The following is a 16,004-nucleotide window of genomic DNA, read 5'->3' as shown; positions in this document are numbered from 1 at the left end:
ATCTGCCAGAATTTCTCCAACAAACGCAAGGAGGTAGAAGAAGTGGCCAAAGGTCCTGAAAAAGATCCACAGAAAGCGATGAGCGAAGAAATACCGGTTTGTCCGCACCCGGACGAATCACGTCTGCCTGCTCAACCGGGCACGAAATCGAAGGGTTGCCGGAGGACATCTGGTTGGGGCAGACAGGCGGGAAAATACACCAGGCCGGCAGTGCAGATCGAGTCGTCACCAGTATGTCGAAAGGGCGGATTCAGCAGGCGTCAATTCTTGAAAGCCGCGGGAGTCGGGACTATCGGTCTCTGTCTCAACACATTCGGACTGAAGGGAATTGTGTATGGACAGGGATCCGATATCGACGGCCCCGGTGACGGGGGTTCCCTGATCGGCGCTGTAAGGCTCAACCCGGCCAGCGCCTATGGCGATATACCTGCCCTGCTTGAAAAGCATATTCAGGAAAAGGATGATACAGCCTGGAGGCAGATCAAACAGCGGATTGATTACACCTATGATAACCTGGGCCATGCACTCTGGCCCGTCTTACGCGAGGAAGACCTTGAAGATAGAATCAAGGGTGAAATCAATTCAGGGAAGAAACTGTTTTTTAAGCCGAATCTGGTTAATCCCGAAGCTCTCAGCCTGAGCGGTGATGGTTCGCCGGGTTTGACAACAGGCCTTGTCGCTGCGACCAATTGGACATTTATTGCTGCACTCATGCGGTTTTTCCACGAAAAACTGGGCATTGCCTATTATCAGATGGCCCTCGGTGAAGCTGGAGCCATGATCCCTTCTCACTCTGCACTGGTTAACTGTCCGCCGGAAGCGCTGATGGAAGGGTGCGGATTTCCGCTTCCGGACGGCACCACGTACTGGGCAGGATGGCCTTTCTATTTCATCAGAAAATATCTGGCAGAAACGACAACGCCTCTCGATTCTCATGATAACCCGATGAACGGCTATCTGGACGGCATTACGGGAAATCACCTCACCCCTGGCGAGGCCACCCGCAAAGGCAAGCTCATGGTGTATGATTTGAATAATGCCGAGCGCTTTGACCGCGGCCGGTCAGTGCCTGTTCCCGATGGCGGCGACAACTATAAGGAAGGAATTATTATCCACAAGGCGCTCATCGGAGATCCGAACGACCCGGATAACTATCCGGGAAGTGTTTTGATCAACTGTCCGGTTTTAAAAGTCCACGCCCTGACGGTCATTACCAATGCAATCAAGAACCTCGGAATAGGAGGATGGCCGATGTGCGCAGGGCATGATCATGATCCAGGCACTCATGACTGGGCATATGCCTATCCGCATGCTTACCCGTCAGGCATAAAAGGAGGTGTTCCGGGAGGGGAAAAGAAAGGAGGAGTCTATCATGCCAGATGGTACGTGGAAGAGGCAAATGAAGAGGGAATGCCGCTTCGGATAACCAGGGCCCCGAATTCCGGGCTTGACGGCACGATGGTAGACATCAATCTGGCCTTGAAAAGCCAGGTACCTTGCATACTGCACATCGTTGATTCTATCCAGGCGATAAACATCGACCATTCCGGCGGCGGCACGGGTGTGGCCCAGGACGAGGGCCTTATCTTTGCCTCGAAAGACCCTGTGGCCCTTGATCTGCTCTGCAGCCGGTATATGTTCAAAAATGTGCCGAGAAGTTCTCTTGCTCCCACTCGGTTTCTCCGAAGTGTACCGGTGCCCTGGTATAACAAGGCCCGCAAGTCAATCGTTACCCGTCTTGGGGTTGATTCGCGTCTGTCCAGATCCACGCTCTTCGGCTACAGTGCAGGCAGGGGGCTTGGGAAGCTGTGCTATTATGTGAAGGGAGCGGATACGGCAGCCTCAAAACCATCGCGTCTGGCATCGAAAGACGGCCACCTTGGCAGGATTGAGCAGGGAAAATTCGAAGATATCATGACTCGGGAATTCTATTTCAGCCAGTTGAATACCCTCTGGGATCTGCAGACTACGGTGCTGGCATATGCGCGGGCAACCGATGCCCTGACTCAGGCAGCCTATGGCTATAACCCCGGGTACTCCGATGAGTTCATGTCCCTGGATGAGAATGGAGATGGCGTTATCGATGACCTCGAACTGGGGAGAGAGGGCGGATGGGATTGCTTTCTTTCTGTAGCCGGCATTGGCTCTCATCTGGCAGGAAAGGGTGAGATACACCACAGTGATTTCTTCATCTATTCAAGAATGCTGAAATATGCCAATAAAGCCTGGAATATCGATACCACCGGGCTGGAAGCCCGCCATGTCGAGAGCCTGAAAGTTTTTCTGGACTCACTGGCTGTGGCTGTTGCCTTGGCGCTGGCAACAGGGCCGGAAGGTATGGATCCCTTTTTCCAGATCACCTACGGGACCGGCAGGAGGGGAATCCCCAAATGGCCCAGCCTGCAGTTTGCACGCTACGGCTTTGAAATGTCCATAATACACGATCACCTTTACGCAAATGCCAAAGCCTTTTCGGAGGCAACCGGCAGAGAATTTATCCTCTTTGTGCCGGATTCCGTACCCTACTTTTCACCTGCTGCCTATAACCCTGAAGGGATACCCGATATCAGGGAAATAAGCAGTAGAGAATTTCTTCCCAATGGAGAGCAAAATCCAAAGTATGATCCGGACTTTTCCGCAAAGGTCTTTACAGCCAGGTTTCAGAACGGGGAGGTATGGTGAACCATGATAGATATCAGTAACGAAAAGCTTAAAGAACTGAAAGAGATTTCCCGGAAAAGGCTTCCGGGGTTTGGTCCCGCAATCGATATCAGAGAAGCGGCGGAAACGGCAAGGAAACTGAGCAAGATCATCGGTAAACATTTGAAGGAAAATCCTGAAAGGGAAACATAAGGGCTTTTCCTCAGAGGAAAAAGGCGCAGCCGCCAGCCGGAAAGCCCCCCTGTGGCGGGGGCTTTCCGGCTGGTGGATATTCACCATAATAGGCAGCAGGATAAGTATACAGCGCGTAAATCCGCAAATGGAAAAATCAGGGGAAACAGCCTCTGACAAGCTCCTGAGCCTCCTTCAGCCAGCTCTTCCGCTGCTCGATTGAGCTTGTGACCACGACTCCGAACATTCGCCGATGAACATTCTTAACTCCGCACAGGCCAAAGATACAGTTTTTCCAAAGAGCTTCAAGGGGATCGGTGAACACTTCGCGTTCCTTCTCCTCCGGCGTATTCGAGGTGTTGAAGATAATCGCTGTTTCCGCTTTCAACAGACCAACCGCAATTCCCTCGCCGCCACCGCCCTCAGGGAATTCACAGGCCACCTTTGCGGGCGAAATATCCGGTCAGCCCAGCCTTTGAGAATCGCCGGTGGCTGTCCCCACCAGTTGGGATGGATGATAATAATCCCGTCAGCCGCAGTGATTTCATCGCAATGCGCTTTGACGACCGGGTCGAGCGCAGCCCCCCGGGGAATCTCTTCAGCCGGGAGAACAGGATCAAATCGCTCCTGGTAGAGATCGTGAAAGACGACCTCATGCCCATTGCTGTGCAGCGCCTGCATCGCTGCTCCAGCAAGAGCATGGTTGAAACTTCCGGCTCTCATAAAGTGCGCCCCTGACAGAAGAGAGGCGATTATAAAGGGTATTATGCTCAGAAACATCTTTGTTCCTTTCCTTTACCTGAATCCGCTGGCCAATACTGCTGGTTGTTTCTCTCCGATCAGCCTGGGGAAAAAATCCATATCTTCTGCCCTCTTGATTGTCTCGCCAAGGCGTTCTCCTTCCTTATTATGCAGCAGGTAAAAATCAAGGCACTGGTTCACGATTTTCAGCACTTCTTCCCTTGAGTAAATGCCGGGGAGCTCTGTTCCCAGTCGAGGATGTCGGCCAAGCTTTCCTCCTATCAGGATGCGATAGCCGGTGTCTGCCTGCTGGAGGGTTCCCGCAGGGCAGACTTTGAGACACTGGCCGCAGGAAAGGCAGCGGTTTGGATCAATGAGCGGGGCATCCATGCCCGGTGAAAGCGAGACAGCCTGTTCCTTACAGACATTACCGCAAGCGCCGCACTGACTGCACGGCTTGTCAGAAATTTTTACCCTGCTGGCACCGATGAGCCCGATATCTACGATTTGAGGGCGTGAGCAGGCATTCGGGCAATCGGAGACCGAAACTACAAAGTCATGGTGCATCTTTAACGGCCCTGTAACGTGGTTTTTCAGAAAATCCCTCAGATTTCTGGCGGAAAGGCAGGCTTCCAGGCTTTGGACTAAACCTGAGCCTGGTACTGCCTGGTTAGGGCATCCTGCTGAACCAAAACATGTCTCAATTCGATATCCCCTGACTTCCTGCTCCATGCTATCAATAAACCTTTTCTGGCATGTCTGAACATGACAGAGGTTGACCTCCTGGGCCCCGGAGCGAAGCGCCTCCTCTTCGACTCGCTTTCTCACCCGTTTTCGAATAAAGAAGGGTATCTTTGATACAGCCTCTTCGGCCTGACTTGTCCATTTCATAGGTTATCCCTCTTGGTAAATTTGACTTTTCTTCCGGTTAGCGTCTCTCCCCCTCTCATTATACTATGCAAGGATCATTCTGGCCAGATCACGCAATTCGCTACCCTCTGCCATCGGATCGCATCGGGTGACAGGGGTCCCCTTCCTGCTTCTCCGAAGGAAGCTTTCACTTATGTCGAAGAGAAAAATATCAGCGAATCGCAGAGTCTATTCCTCATAGCGTGATAGAAAGATAGATAAGGAAGGAAATCGATGCCAGGCAAGTCAAAATATGTCATAGCCTTACTGTTCTCCACCTTATTATTGTTTTCAGGATATTTTAGTCATCTCCATGCTGTGGCGACTAAGGGCCTATCCGAAAAGTCCCCCTCACCCCAACCCTCTCCCCCCAGGGGAGAGGGAGTGAGTGGTTGCGGCAGCATCAGCATTGGAGCCGTCCCCACTTTTCGGATAGACTCTAATGACCATGACGATGATTACAAAATTGGAGCCGAAGATGTCCTCCAGATTTCTGTTTGGGGGAACGAACATCTCAACCAGGAGGTTATAGTCAGGCCAGACGGGAAAATATCTTTCCCTTTGGTGAACGATCTCAGAATAATCGGTTTAACTACCGAGGATTTGCGGAAAATAATTACCGAAAAACTTGCTTCATTCATCAGTAATCCTGAAGTATCGGTCGTTGTGAAAGGTATCAACAGTTATAAGATCTATGTGATAGGTGCTGCAAGCTCTCCCGGCGTGATTGTCTTAAAAAGAAAGACGAATTTATTGCAATTCCTGGCAATGAGTGGTGGTTTGACTTTAGCCCAAAACGCTGACCTTAAGAAGGCTTACATCTTGCGGAACAACAAGCGGTTGCCGGTAGATTTTGAAAAGCTGGTTGAAGAAGGTGACATAAACCAGAATGTTGACCTTCTCCCGGATGATGTGATCTATATACCGGACAATTTTCCCAAGCGAATCACGATAATCGGTGAAGTAAAAGCCCCTGGAACGATAACTTATAAAAATGGCATTACGGTTCTTGATGCAGTGTTAATGACTGGCGGTCCTACCGAGGATGCAGATTTAAATGATACGAGAATCGTCAGGAAAACACTCCAGGGGAATAGTAAAGAGGGCAAGGCAGCCGTTATCAAGGTGAAATTGAAAGATATCATGAAAAAAGGGAAGTTGGAAAAAAACATAAAATTGGAGCCGGGCGATACAGTCCATGTGCCGGCAGGTATCTTATAACCCTCTTGAAATGAAAGCTGTCGTAAGAGAGAATAATGATGAAGAAAAATACAGGATTACATCTTCTGCTTTATTTCTTTGTTGTATTGTCTTCTTTCCTGACGGTCCAGCCGGGAGAGGCTGCGAGGATCAGGGGAGCTGAATTGCTGACCAATGTCCTGGTAGAAGAAATCTATGATGATAACGTTTACCTGACTGACCGGGATAAACAAAGTGATCGTCTTACCCATATTGTTCCATCCGTATCTTTTGACAAGGCAGAAAGCAATTTTTACCTCAACCTTCGTTATGGCGCGAATTTAACATACCATGATACCTATCACCAGGAAAATCAATATCATCACACCGGTTCCTGGGATACAGGGATAACTCCGGGATCAAAATTGAAAATAGGTATGAAAGGCAATGATACCTACGATTTTATCAAGGTAGACGAAAGGGAAGAATTATTGGCGGACAATACTGCCAGGCTTAACTGCTTTTCAGTTACTCCCTATCTGGAAAAGGAAATCGGGAAACGATGGAATATCCTTCTGGCTCATACCTACTCAGAAAGAAAATACAGGAATGAGCGTGAAGACGAAGAAGAAGACCTTGAGAACAGTGAATATCAAGAGGAAAATGCTGATCTTCAATGCAGGCTGAGCAAAAACGTTTCGATCATCGGGGGATACTGGTATTCCCATACGGATTTTTCTGAGGACACGCTTTCTTATTCGGAACAGGGAGCCAGCGGTGGCCTGGCTCTTGACCTTGTGAAATCAAAAGTGAGGGTGAGGGGAAGAATAGGGCATGTTTGGAAAAAAGATGAGATGGACAAAAAAGATGACTATGAAGTTATTGACTCACAAATAGACATTTCCCTGATAAAAAGGACCCTCATCACTGCCGGATATACCAGGTCTTCTTCCTATTTGCCAACCCACGAGATAAACAACGATTTTTATATCTCTCACAAGGTTTCGGGCAATATCCAGCATGATCTTTTTAATCAAAAAGTTATTATTCGATATGGTGCAACTTACAATTTCCTGGATTATGGCCCGGAAGAGACGTCAGACAACTCTTACTCGGAAGAGCGGTCAGACAAATCCTACCATGGAACCGCCAATCTGGACTGGAAAATATCCAGATCTATCTTACTTTCCCTCAATGGTGCCTGGACAAAGTCTAACTATACCTATCATTTAGATACCAGGCAAGATACATCCTCCGGGGGAGGAGCGGCCTTGAGATGGGAGATACTGAAACCGCTAATCGTATATCTGAACGGTAATTATACTGAATCCAACTATGAGCCGGAAAATCGTCGGCAGAAGCTTTATGATGGAAAATGCAGGTTATCGTACAAGATGAGCACGAATGCCTTTTTTGAGCTTGGCTACCAATACCTGGAAAAAAAGTCCGCATATGATCTGCTGCCGCAGAAGGATATTCCGACTGATGAGTACAGTAATCATAAATCCAGTCTTGGCTTAAAATTCGTATTTTAGCATCGCTTTGTGTGAGGAGAGAACATCTTGAGGTCAATGCCAAATACAAAGAAAGTAGAAAGTAGATATACGATAGTTTCATTTCTCGATATGGTAACCCGCAGGAGATATCTATTCTTAGCTATCTTTGCACTCATTACCATAATAGGCATTGTCTATAGTTATATGGCCCCAAAAGTGTATACAGCTTCTGCAACTATACTCGTCGAGAAAGACAAAATCATTAATCCTCTCATTCAAGGCCTGGCTGTAACGCAGACTCCCGCTGAAAGATTAACCACCATCAGGCAACTTATTTTGAGCAGAAGCAGACTGACTCAGGTTATCAAAAAGCTTGATCTGGACCTGAAGATCAAGACACCTCTTGAGCTTGAAATGCTGATTGAAAGGATGAGAGAATCTACCAGCATAGAAATCACCGGTAAAAATCTCTATCGAATATCATACGGAGGCGATAATCCAAAAGTAGTCCAGAATGTCGTTAATACTATCTGTAATCTTTTCATTGAAGAGAATTTAGGTGCAACCAGAGGTCATGCTCAAGATGCCTTCTCCTTTATTGAAGCACAACTCAGCACTTACAAGAAAAAACTTGAGGAATCAGAAACTGCGATCCGGGTATTTAAAGAACAAAATTTAGGACAATTACCGGGCGAGGAAGGCGATAACCTCAAAAAACTGGAAGAGTACAGGAATTTACTCACCGAAACGGAAAGAGAGCTCCAGGAAGCACGGCTTCAGAAATCCCTCCTGGAACATCAGCTTGCTGCGGAACAGCCTCTTATCCTGTTTTTCAGCTCCAGCAGCAGTGACACTCAGCCTTTAGAAAATCAATTGGCTCAATTAAAGCTTCAGCTCAGTTATTTATTGAATAAATATACTGAAAAGTATCCGGAAGTAATCAGCACCAAAGCGCAGATAGAAAAAATCGAGCAAAAGATTGCTGAAGAGGCCAAGAATAAAAATAAAAACAAAAGCAGGGGAGAAAAGAAAGCATCTGAGGAACACAAGAGAGCAGACTCAACAACTGAAGCGTTGAATCCCATGTATCAACAAATGAGACAGGATTTGGGTAATATCGAGATCAAGATCGATGTATTGGCAGCACGCGTGCAGGAATATAAGGAAAAAACAGAAGAATACGAACAGAGGGTTCAAAATATACCCAAACTTGAAGAAGAGTTGATTCAATTACAAAGAGGTTATGATGTCAATGCTGGAATTTATAAGACCCTCCTGAATAAACTGGAAGAGGCAAGGATATCACGGGAGCTTGAATTACGGGAAAAAGGCAGTAATTTCCAGATCATAGACCTGGCTCAATTACCGTTGATTCCAAGCAAGCCGAAAAGACCTCAACTTATAGTAATCAGCATGGCCCTTGGTCTCCTGAGTGCTCTCGCCACAATTTATCTGCTCCAACATTTTGATAGTTCTCCAAAGAACCTGGATGAAGCCAGGGCATATTTCGATTACCCTGTACTGGCTGGTATCCCTCTCATAATATCAGAGGAAGATAAAAAAAGAAAAAGAAAAGGGGATATACTGTTTTTATCAACAGCCGGAATGTTTGTTATTTCGGTATTGCTGATAATAGTAAGAGAATTGGCGGTTACCTCTACCTTTACCTTATTTTTCCTGAAGTGATACGGTAACCCTCTCATACTCTCCTCAAGGAGAGGACAGACAACATCATTTTCGTTATTCTGCGAGTCAGGGTCTTGTTTTCTGATTATCGACCGGAATGGAAAAGAGCCTTGACTTCACGGGGCGAAGCTATGCCATTGAAATCCGACCGTTAGGCACCAATATAGTATAATAGTATCACATTTCCGGCAAGTAATTAAACAAAAAAATACATGTCTCCTGTCAAGCAAATATCTCCTTTTCGGATTGTTATAGCTGCTGCCATTATGCTGGTAACGATGGGCTGCCTCAAATACCTGAGTCGGGATGAAAATATTCCTTCTCGCAAGCCCTTTTCAACCTTTCCCAGGCAAATAGGCGAGTGGACCGGCAAGGAAGAGCATTTTGACCAGAAAATCTACCAAAAGCTCGGTGTCGATGATTCGATCCTGTGCAATTATCGTACCCCTGACGGCTCCCCGGTTGAGCTTTACATCGGCTTTTATCAACGCCAGCGGAAAGGCGATATCATTCATTCTCCCAAAAATTGTATGCCCGGGGCCGGCTGGAATTTTGCCAGAACCGGAAAAACGACGATTATCTCTCCTGATCTTCAGGGGCAAAATATCACCGTCAACAATGTTCTCCTAGAGCGGGGAAATGATCGGCAGGTCATGTTTTACTGGTACCAGGGCCGGGGAAGATTTATGACCTCCGAATATATGCAGAAAATTTACCTGGTTACCGACTCCATTACCCGGCACAGAACGGATGAAGCCATGGTCAGGCTCCTGGCCCCGGTTGCAGTCAGTGAAGAAGAAACTGTCAACTATTTGAAAGAGTTTACTCAACAACTTATCCCTGTGCTCCAGGCATATATACCCTCCTGAGATATAAGGGGTCCGGATTATCCAATGAAAAAACTCCTCTCCTCAACTTACCTTTATATGACTATTTTACTGTCTTCATTCTTTATGCTCTTTAGCACTACTCTTATTGAGCTCGGCAGGGATTGGATGGAAGACCCTAACTATTCACATGGTTTTTTCATTCCTCTTCTTGCGGTCTCGATGATATGGCATAAGAGAAAAGAGCTGTCTTCGTATTCTGTGGAATCAGGCAACTGGGGAATAGTGCTCCTCGTTCTTGGGATGGCAGTGCATATTGTGAGCAACCTCGGTGCCGAGCTGTTTACCATGAGACTGGCTGTCATCATATCTCTCTTTGGCCTTTCGTTCTTTCTCCTGGGAAAAGGAATTACCCGCAAGATCGCTTTTCCCCTGGGTTATCTCCTGTTCATGGTCCCGATCCCGGCCATCATCTGGAATGCGATTGCCTTTCCCCTGCAGATATTCTCCTCGGCTATGGCTGAAAACCTCATCAAAACCATCGGGATTTCCATTGTGCGGGAGGGAAATGTTCTGTACCTGGCCAATACGACCCTGGAGGTCGTGGATGCCTGCTCCGGCCTTCGCTCACTGGTCTCACTCCTGGCCCTGAGCTCGGCATTCGCGTATTTTTCCAGTCATTCCTGGATAAAGAAATGGCTATTGTTTCTCTCAGCCATACCCATTGCCATCATGGCTAATGTGTTTCGGCTCAGTATGACAGCCGGGTTTGCCAGCCGCTTTGGTGCCGCAGTTGCCCAGGGTTTCCTCCATGAGTTTTCAGGAATGGTGGTCTTCCTTCTCGGATTACTCCTGCTCCTTGGCTTCCATAATGTTCTTGGCCGGCTCGGAACAGGTGGGAAAACAGTAGTCCATCAGGAACCGCTCATATATAACCACTGCCCGGAGAGAAAAGATGAAATCGGTTTCTCCAATTCACCCCCTGAAAGACCTTCTCTCTTATTGACCATTGATGTTGAAGACTGGTTCCAGGTGGAAAACTTTAAGCCGGTTATCCCCTTTGCTGACTGGCCGAATAAAGATCTGCGAGTAGAGAAAAATACCTATCGCTTATTGGATTTTTTTGACGAGGCCAAAGTAAAAGCCACATTCTTTGTACTTGGGTGGCTCGCCGAGCGAATCCCCGGCCTTGTCCGGGAGATCCATTCCCGCGGACATGAAGTCGCATCTCATGGATATAACCATATGCTCTGTTCCCGGCAATCAAGCCAAAATATGGAAGATGATCTTGCCAGGAGTAAAATGCTCCTGGAAGATATCATTGGCTTTCCTGTTCTTGGCTACCGCGCTCCGAGCTTCTCTATCAGTGATGAAATTCTGAAAATGGTTGAAGAGTGCGGGTACCTTTACGATTCAAGTTTTAATTCATTCGGCGTCAATGCTCGATACGGGCGGTTGGCTTTAGCCGGAAATTGGAAAAAAGGTATCGCTCACAAGGTTTCGGAAAATTTATACGAGCTTCCTATCAGTAATATTACCTTCTCGGATTGCGTTCTTCCCTGGGGAGGAGGTGGATATTTCCGCCTGATACCCTTTCCAGCATTTATAATGGGTGTTCGATACATACTCAAAAATGACCATGCTTATCTCTTCTATTTGCATCCGTGGGAAATTGACCCGGAGCAGCCTGTGGTAAAAGAAGCCTCACTCTACGGGAAATTCAGACACTACACAAACCTGAATAAAACTCTCTCTAACTTGTTCCAGTTCGTACAGAATTTCGAACAATGCCACTTCACGACCTGCTTCCAGTATCTTATGGATATCGACGGTAAGGAGCACGGATTACAGGAGAAAGTGAACACCAATGGCCACTCTTACACCTCACTCAAGTCAGCAGATGATCGACCTTCAGAAAACCGATTCCAGAAAAGCGACCATAACAATCAGGCAGTTACGGCCAAATGATCAACCAGCGTGGGATAATTACGTCAAAGCACATCCGGATGGGAGTTTTTTTCACCTCATCGGCTGGAAAAATATTGTCGAAAAGACCTTCGGGCACAGTCCCTGTTACCTGCTCGCCGAGCAGACCTTCGACCCGCCGGAAGCCATTACCCCTGATGATCAGAGATCATCTCAAACCACCCTTGCAGGCGTACTTCCTCTCTTCTTCATCAAAAGCTTTCTTTTTGGAAAGTTTATAATCTCCAGCCCTTTTGCAGAAGTCGGGGGTGCACTTGCCAATAACACCGAGATAGAAAATTTATTACTGCAACGGGCTGTGGAAATTACCAAAAGCCAGGGACTCGACTATCTTGAGCTCCGGTATAAAGATAAACTGCTCAATGGGCTTGCACTCAAGAGCCTCTATTATAACTTCAAACGGGAGATATTCCCGGACCTTGACCAAAACATGGAGGCCATTCCAAGAAAAGCCCGGCGCATGATCCGGCAGGGTGAAAAATTTAACCTTTCTTTCGAGTTTGGAAACCATAACCTGAAGTCATTTTACAGTGTATTGGCGAGGAGCTTCCATAATCTGGGAACACCACTTTTTACCTTCAGGTTTTTCGAGAACATCTGCGATGAATTCAAGGAAAACTGCCTTCTGCTCATCATCCAGAACCAGGACAAGCTGCCGATTGCCGGAGTTCTCACGTTCTTCTATAAAGACCAGGTTCTCCCGTATTATGCGGGCTCCCTGGTTGAATACCGGGATCTGGCACCCAATGACTTTATGTACTGGCAATTAATGAAATATGGCTGTGAAAACGGCTATCGCTTTTTCGATTTCGGAAGAAGCAAGGAAAATACCGGATCATTCCATTTTAAAAGACATTGGGGTTTTGAGCCAAAGCCATTGTATTACCAGTACTTCCTGAACAGGCTCACGGAAATGCCCAATCTCAGCCCTGCAAATCCCAAGTACCAGAGAAAGATAAAGCTCTGGAAAAAGCTGCCCCCCTGGGTTACCCAGACTATCGGACCATCCCTGTCGAAGTATCTGGTATAAAAAGTATTCCCGGTATAGGCCGAATGAAAATACTTTACCTTGCGCATAGAATCCCTTATCCTCCCAACAAAGGGGATAAGATTCGCTCATTCAATGAGATCAAATGGTTATCAAAGAAGCACCAGATTTATCTCTGCTGTCTGGCGGATAATCCGGAAGATCTTCACTATGGAGACGATCTTCTGGCTTATTGTCAGCAGGTGAAGATAGTGCCTGTCAATCCCCGGATTGCCAAATTGAAAAGCGTATTCGCTCTTTTTTCCGGAGAATCTCTTTCCATACCCTACTTTTATGCCAAAACCCTGCAAACGGCAGTTGACCATTTGCTGGCAACTGTGGCTTTTGATTGCATTCTGTGCTTTTCCTCGCCGATGGCTGAGTACATCTTCCGCTCGCCTGCCCTTGGCAGGCGCAGCTCCGGTGCACCCTCTGCTCCCCGCCTGGTTATGGATTTTTGCGATGTGGATTCTGATAAATGGCTCCAGTACGGACAGACTGCATCCTTTCCCCTCTCCCGCATCTATCGGCTGGAGGGCCGAAGATTGGCCCGCTACGAGAGGAAAACTGCGGAGTTTTTTGACCACTCGGTAGTCATTTCCCAAAAAGAGGCTGAGATCTTTCAAACCCGGAATCCTCATATCTGCCGGTTGACCGTCATTGCCAACGGCGTCGATTATCACTATTTCGATCCTGACGAGCTGCATCCTCTCCCTCCGGACTCTTCGCTGTATTCAGCTCCCGGGAAAAAGAGCGGCTATCCTGTTCTCCTGTTTACCGGGGCCATGGACTATCATGCTAATGCGGACGGAGTGATCTGGTTCAGTAAGGAGATTTTCCCCATGATCAGGAAAGCCGTACCGGAAGTACGGTTTTATATCGTCGGCAGCAATCCCGGACGGAAGGTAAGAGCCCTCGATAATGGAGATACTATCAGGGTAACCGGCTTTGTCGAAGATGTAAGGCCCTACTACCAGAGAGCTGATATTTGTGTCATCCCTCTGCGGCTGGGCCGGGGAGTACAGAACAAGGTTTTGGAGGCTATGGCCATGGGCAGGGCTATAGTTACCACTTCCAAAACCATCGAGGGCATTCATGCAGTACCGGGAGAACATCTCCTGGTAGGCAACGATCAGGACAGCATTTCGCGTGCAACAATAACCCTGTTGGAAGATGAAGATCTCAGGGCAAAATTGGGAGCCAGGGCGCGCCAGCAGGTAAGAGCCTGGTATAACTGGTCCGCCTGCATGGAAAAACTGGAGTCTCTCCTGCAGGAAGGCCATGACCGTGATTTGGCCGCCCGGAGAGAATACAGTCACCATTCAACCATATTGTCAGGAGCTGATTGATAAAGCGATGTGCGGAATCTCAGGGATACTCTATTACCAGGATCGGCCGGTTGGCGAATCTTTGCTCACGACGATGGCTGAAGTGCTGAAACACCGTGGGCCTGATGATGCAGGATATTTTCTGAACAGCACCCAGGCCGATCCACCAACACCCAGGTGGAAGATCACTCCCGGAAAAGGGAATGTCGGCTTCGTTCATACCCGGCTCAGTATCATCGACCTTTCTTCAGGTCACCAGCCGATGACCAATGAGGATGAAACCGTCTGGATTACCTTTAATGGCGAGATCTATAATTTTCCCGACTTGAAAACCGAGCTGCGCAATAAAGGACATCGGTTCAAAACCAACTGCGATACCGAAGTCATTATTCATGCCTATGAAGAATGGAAAGAAGAGTGCGTCAAGAGGCTGCGGGGCATGTTCGCTTTCGCCATCTGGGATGAAAAAGCTCAGACGCTCTTTTTAGCCAGGGACCGGCTTGGAATAAAGCCTCTCTATTTTTATGCAGACCAGACCAAATTCCTGTTCGGCTCAGAAATAAAGGCCATTCTGCAACATCCCGAAATATCCAGAGACCTCAACCTGGAAGCCCTCAATGACTACTTCTCCCTGCTCTATGTCCCGGCCCCGAAAACTATTTTTCAGGGAATCGCCAAGCTCCTCCCCGGATGCACCCTCACGGTACGATCCCGCGAAATTACGCTCAACAGGTATTGGGACCTGAATTTCGGTGAAACAACCCACCAGACAGAGAGTGAGTGGTGTGAAGCGATTCTGGCCAAACTGAAGGAGGCTGTTTCCATCAGGCTTATCAGCGAGGTGCCGTTAGGTGCCTTTTTAAGTGGCGGGGTGGATTCCAGTGCAGTCGTGGCCCTGATGTCCCTCCTCGTGCCAAAGCCGGTGCAGACAACTTCCATCGGCTTTCATGAAGAAAAGTTCAATGAGCTCCCCTATGCCCGATTGATGGTGAATCGCTATAAAACGGATCATTATGAAATGCAGATCTCGCCAAATGCCGTAGAGGCCCTGGAAAAACTGACCTGGTTTTTTGATGAGCCCTTTGCTGATTCCTCTGCCATTCCCACCTATTACGTCTCCTGGGCAGCACGGCAAAAAGTGACGGTGGCGCTTTCCGGTGACGGCGGTGATGAAAATTTTGCCGGTTACCGGCGCTACTATTTCGACCGGCTGGAAAATACCGCCCGGTCCCTTTTCCCTGCTTCGGTACGAGAGAATATCATCGGTACCTTAGCCAGATTGTATCCCAAGGCGGATTGGCTGCCCCAGATGTTTCGGGCCAAAACGCTTTTGACAAACCTCTCTCTTGATCCCGTGGAAGGGTTTTATAACTCCATGTCCTGCTTTGGCCAGTTCAGGGAAAGCATTCTGAATCCCGACCTGAAAAAAGAGCTGCATGGCTATCATCCATCCCGCCTGTTTCACGAATATTATGAACGGGCCAATACCGACGATCCGCTTTCCAGAGTACAATATGTTGATTTTAAAACCTATCTGGTTGACGATATCCTCACCAAGGTAGACCGGGCCAGTATGGCCCATGCCCTCGAAGTGAGAGTCCCGCTGCTGGACCACGAATTTGTGGAACTGGTGGCAACCATACCTTCCAGCCTGAAACTCAAGGGGAAGAAGCCAAAGTACATATTCAAAAAAGCAATCGAACCCCTGGTCCCGGAGGAAATTTTGTATCGGAGAAAAATGGGGTTTTCGATGCCGATTTCCGGGTGGCTGAAGAATGATTTAAAAACCATGTTTGAAAGCTCCGTCTTCGAGAAAGGCTCCATTTGTGAAAGGTATCTGAATACAAAAACCGTTGCCACTCTGTGGAAGGAGCATCAGGCCGGATCAGGAGAGTATTCGGCAGAATTGTGGAGTATCCTGTTTTTTGAGTTTTGGGGAAGAAACTGGCTCCAGGATATCCAAGAAAAATAACCTCCCGACAATAAGCGAGAA

At 47.8% G+C, this 16,004-nt stretch carries 11 protein-coding genes and 1 pseudogene; 10 read left to right on the top strand and 2 right to left on the bottom strand.

The genetic code is table 11. The features are described from left to right. Window positions 1-42 precede the first annotated feature (42 nt). Entirely contained in the window at window positions 43-2,682 is a 2,640-nt protein-coding gene (locus AB1611_03890) for a DUF362 domain-containing protein (GenBank protein MEW6378735.1), read from the top strand. A 3-nt stretch (window positions 2,683-2,685) separates the two neighbouring features. Continuing rightward, window positions 2,686-2,853, top strand: a complete 168-nt coding sequence (locus AB1611_03885) for a hypothetical protein (protein ID MEW6378734.1) — start codon at window positions 2,686-2,688, stop codon at window positions 2,851-2,853. 136 nt (window positions 2,854-2,989) lie between these two features. On the opposite strand, the pseudogene AB1611_03880 reads toward AB1611_03885, so the two are convergent. Together AB1611_03880 and AB1611_03875 are read right to left on the bottom strand one after the other, a co-directional pair. Next, window positions 2,990-3,555, bottom strand: a pseudogene (locus tag AB1611_03880) (NAD(P)H-dependent oxidoreductase). Window positions 3,556-3,627: 72 nt separating this feature from the next. Beyond that, a complete protein-coding gene (locus AB1611_03875; GenBank protein ID MEW6378733.1) occupies window positions 3,628-4,464 on the bottom strand; it encodes a 4Fe-4S dicluster domain-containing protein in 837 nt (278 codons plus the stop codon). Between the two features lie 336 nt (window positions 4,465-4,800). On the opposite strand from AB1611_03875, the gene AB1611_03870 reads away from it, so the two are divergent. From AB1611_03870 to asnB, 8 genes are all read left to right on the top strand, one after another. Then, a complete protein-coding gene (locus tag AB1611_03870; GenBank protein MEW6378732.1) occupies window positions 4,801-5,703 on the top strand; it encodes a polysaccharide biosynthesis/export family protein in 903 nt (300 codons plus the stop codon). 35 nt (window positions 5,704-5,738) lie between these two features. After that, window positions 5,739-7,196: a hypothetical protein gene (locus AB1611_03865; protein ID MEW6378731.1), complete on the top strand. Its 1,458-nt coding sequence runs from the start codon at window positions 5,739-5,741 to the stop codon at window positions 7,194-7,196. 36 nt (window positions 7,197-7,232) lie between these two features. Then, window positions 7,233-8,843, top strand: a complete 1,611-nt coding sequence (locus AB1611_03860) for an XrtA system polysaccharide chain length determinant (GenBank protein MEW6378730.1) — start codon at window positions 7,233-7,235, stop codon at window positions 8,841-8,843. Between the two features lie 212 nt (window positions 8,844-9,055). Beyond that, window positions 9,056-9,712 carry an exosortase C-terminal domain/associated protein EpsI gene (locus tag AB1611_03855; GenBank protein ID MEW6378729.1) on the top strand — a complete coding sequence of 219 codons (657 nt, stop codon included), beginning with the start codon at window positions 9,056-9,058 and terminating at the stop codon, window positions 9,710-9,712. A gap of 57 nt (window positions 9,713-9,769) precedes the next feature. Then, window positions 9,770-11,638 carry an XrtA system polysaccharide deacetylase gene (locus AB1611_03850; protein ID MEW6378728.1) on the top strand — a complete coding sequence of 623 codons (1,869 nt, stop codon included), beginning with the start codon at window positions 9,770-9,772 and terminating at the stop codon, window positions 11,636-11,638. After that, the gene (locus AB1611_03845; protein ID MEW6378727.1) at window positions 11,538-12,686 is read left to right on the top strand and encodes a FemAB family XrtA/PEP-CTERM system-associated protein; all 1,149 of its coding nucleotides are present in this window, start codon (window positions 11,538-11,540) and stop codon (window positions 12,684-12,686) included. The genes AB1611_03850 and AB1611_03845 overlap by 101 nt, the downstream gene beginning before the upstream one ends. Before the next feature lie 23 nt (window positions 12,687-12,709). Continuing rightward, window positions 12,710-14,032 carry a TIGR03087 family PEP-CTERM/XrtA system glycosyltransferase gene (locus AB1611_03840; protein MEW6378726.1) on the top strand — a complete coding sequence of 441 codons (1,323 nt, stop codon included), beginning with the start codon at window positions 12,710-12,712 and terminating at the stop codon, window positions 14,030-14,032. 7 nt (window positions 14,033-14,039) lie between these two features. Beyond that, a complete protein-coding gene (gene asnB, locus AB1611_03835) occupies window positions 14,040-15,983 on the top strand; it encodes an asparagine synthase (glutamine-hydrolyzing) (protein MEW6378725.1) in 1,944 nt (647 codons plus the stop codon). The last annotated feature ends 21 nt before the right edge of the window (window positions 15,984-16,004 follow it).

The sequence above is a fragment of the bacterium genome, assembly GCA_040755755.1.
Classification (GTDB): domain Bacteria; phylum SZUA-182; class SZUA-182; order DTGQ01; family DTGQ01; genus DTGQ01.
Note: the sequence above shows the minus strand (reverse complement) of the source record. Positions and strands in the feature narration are given on the sequence as shown.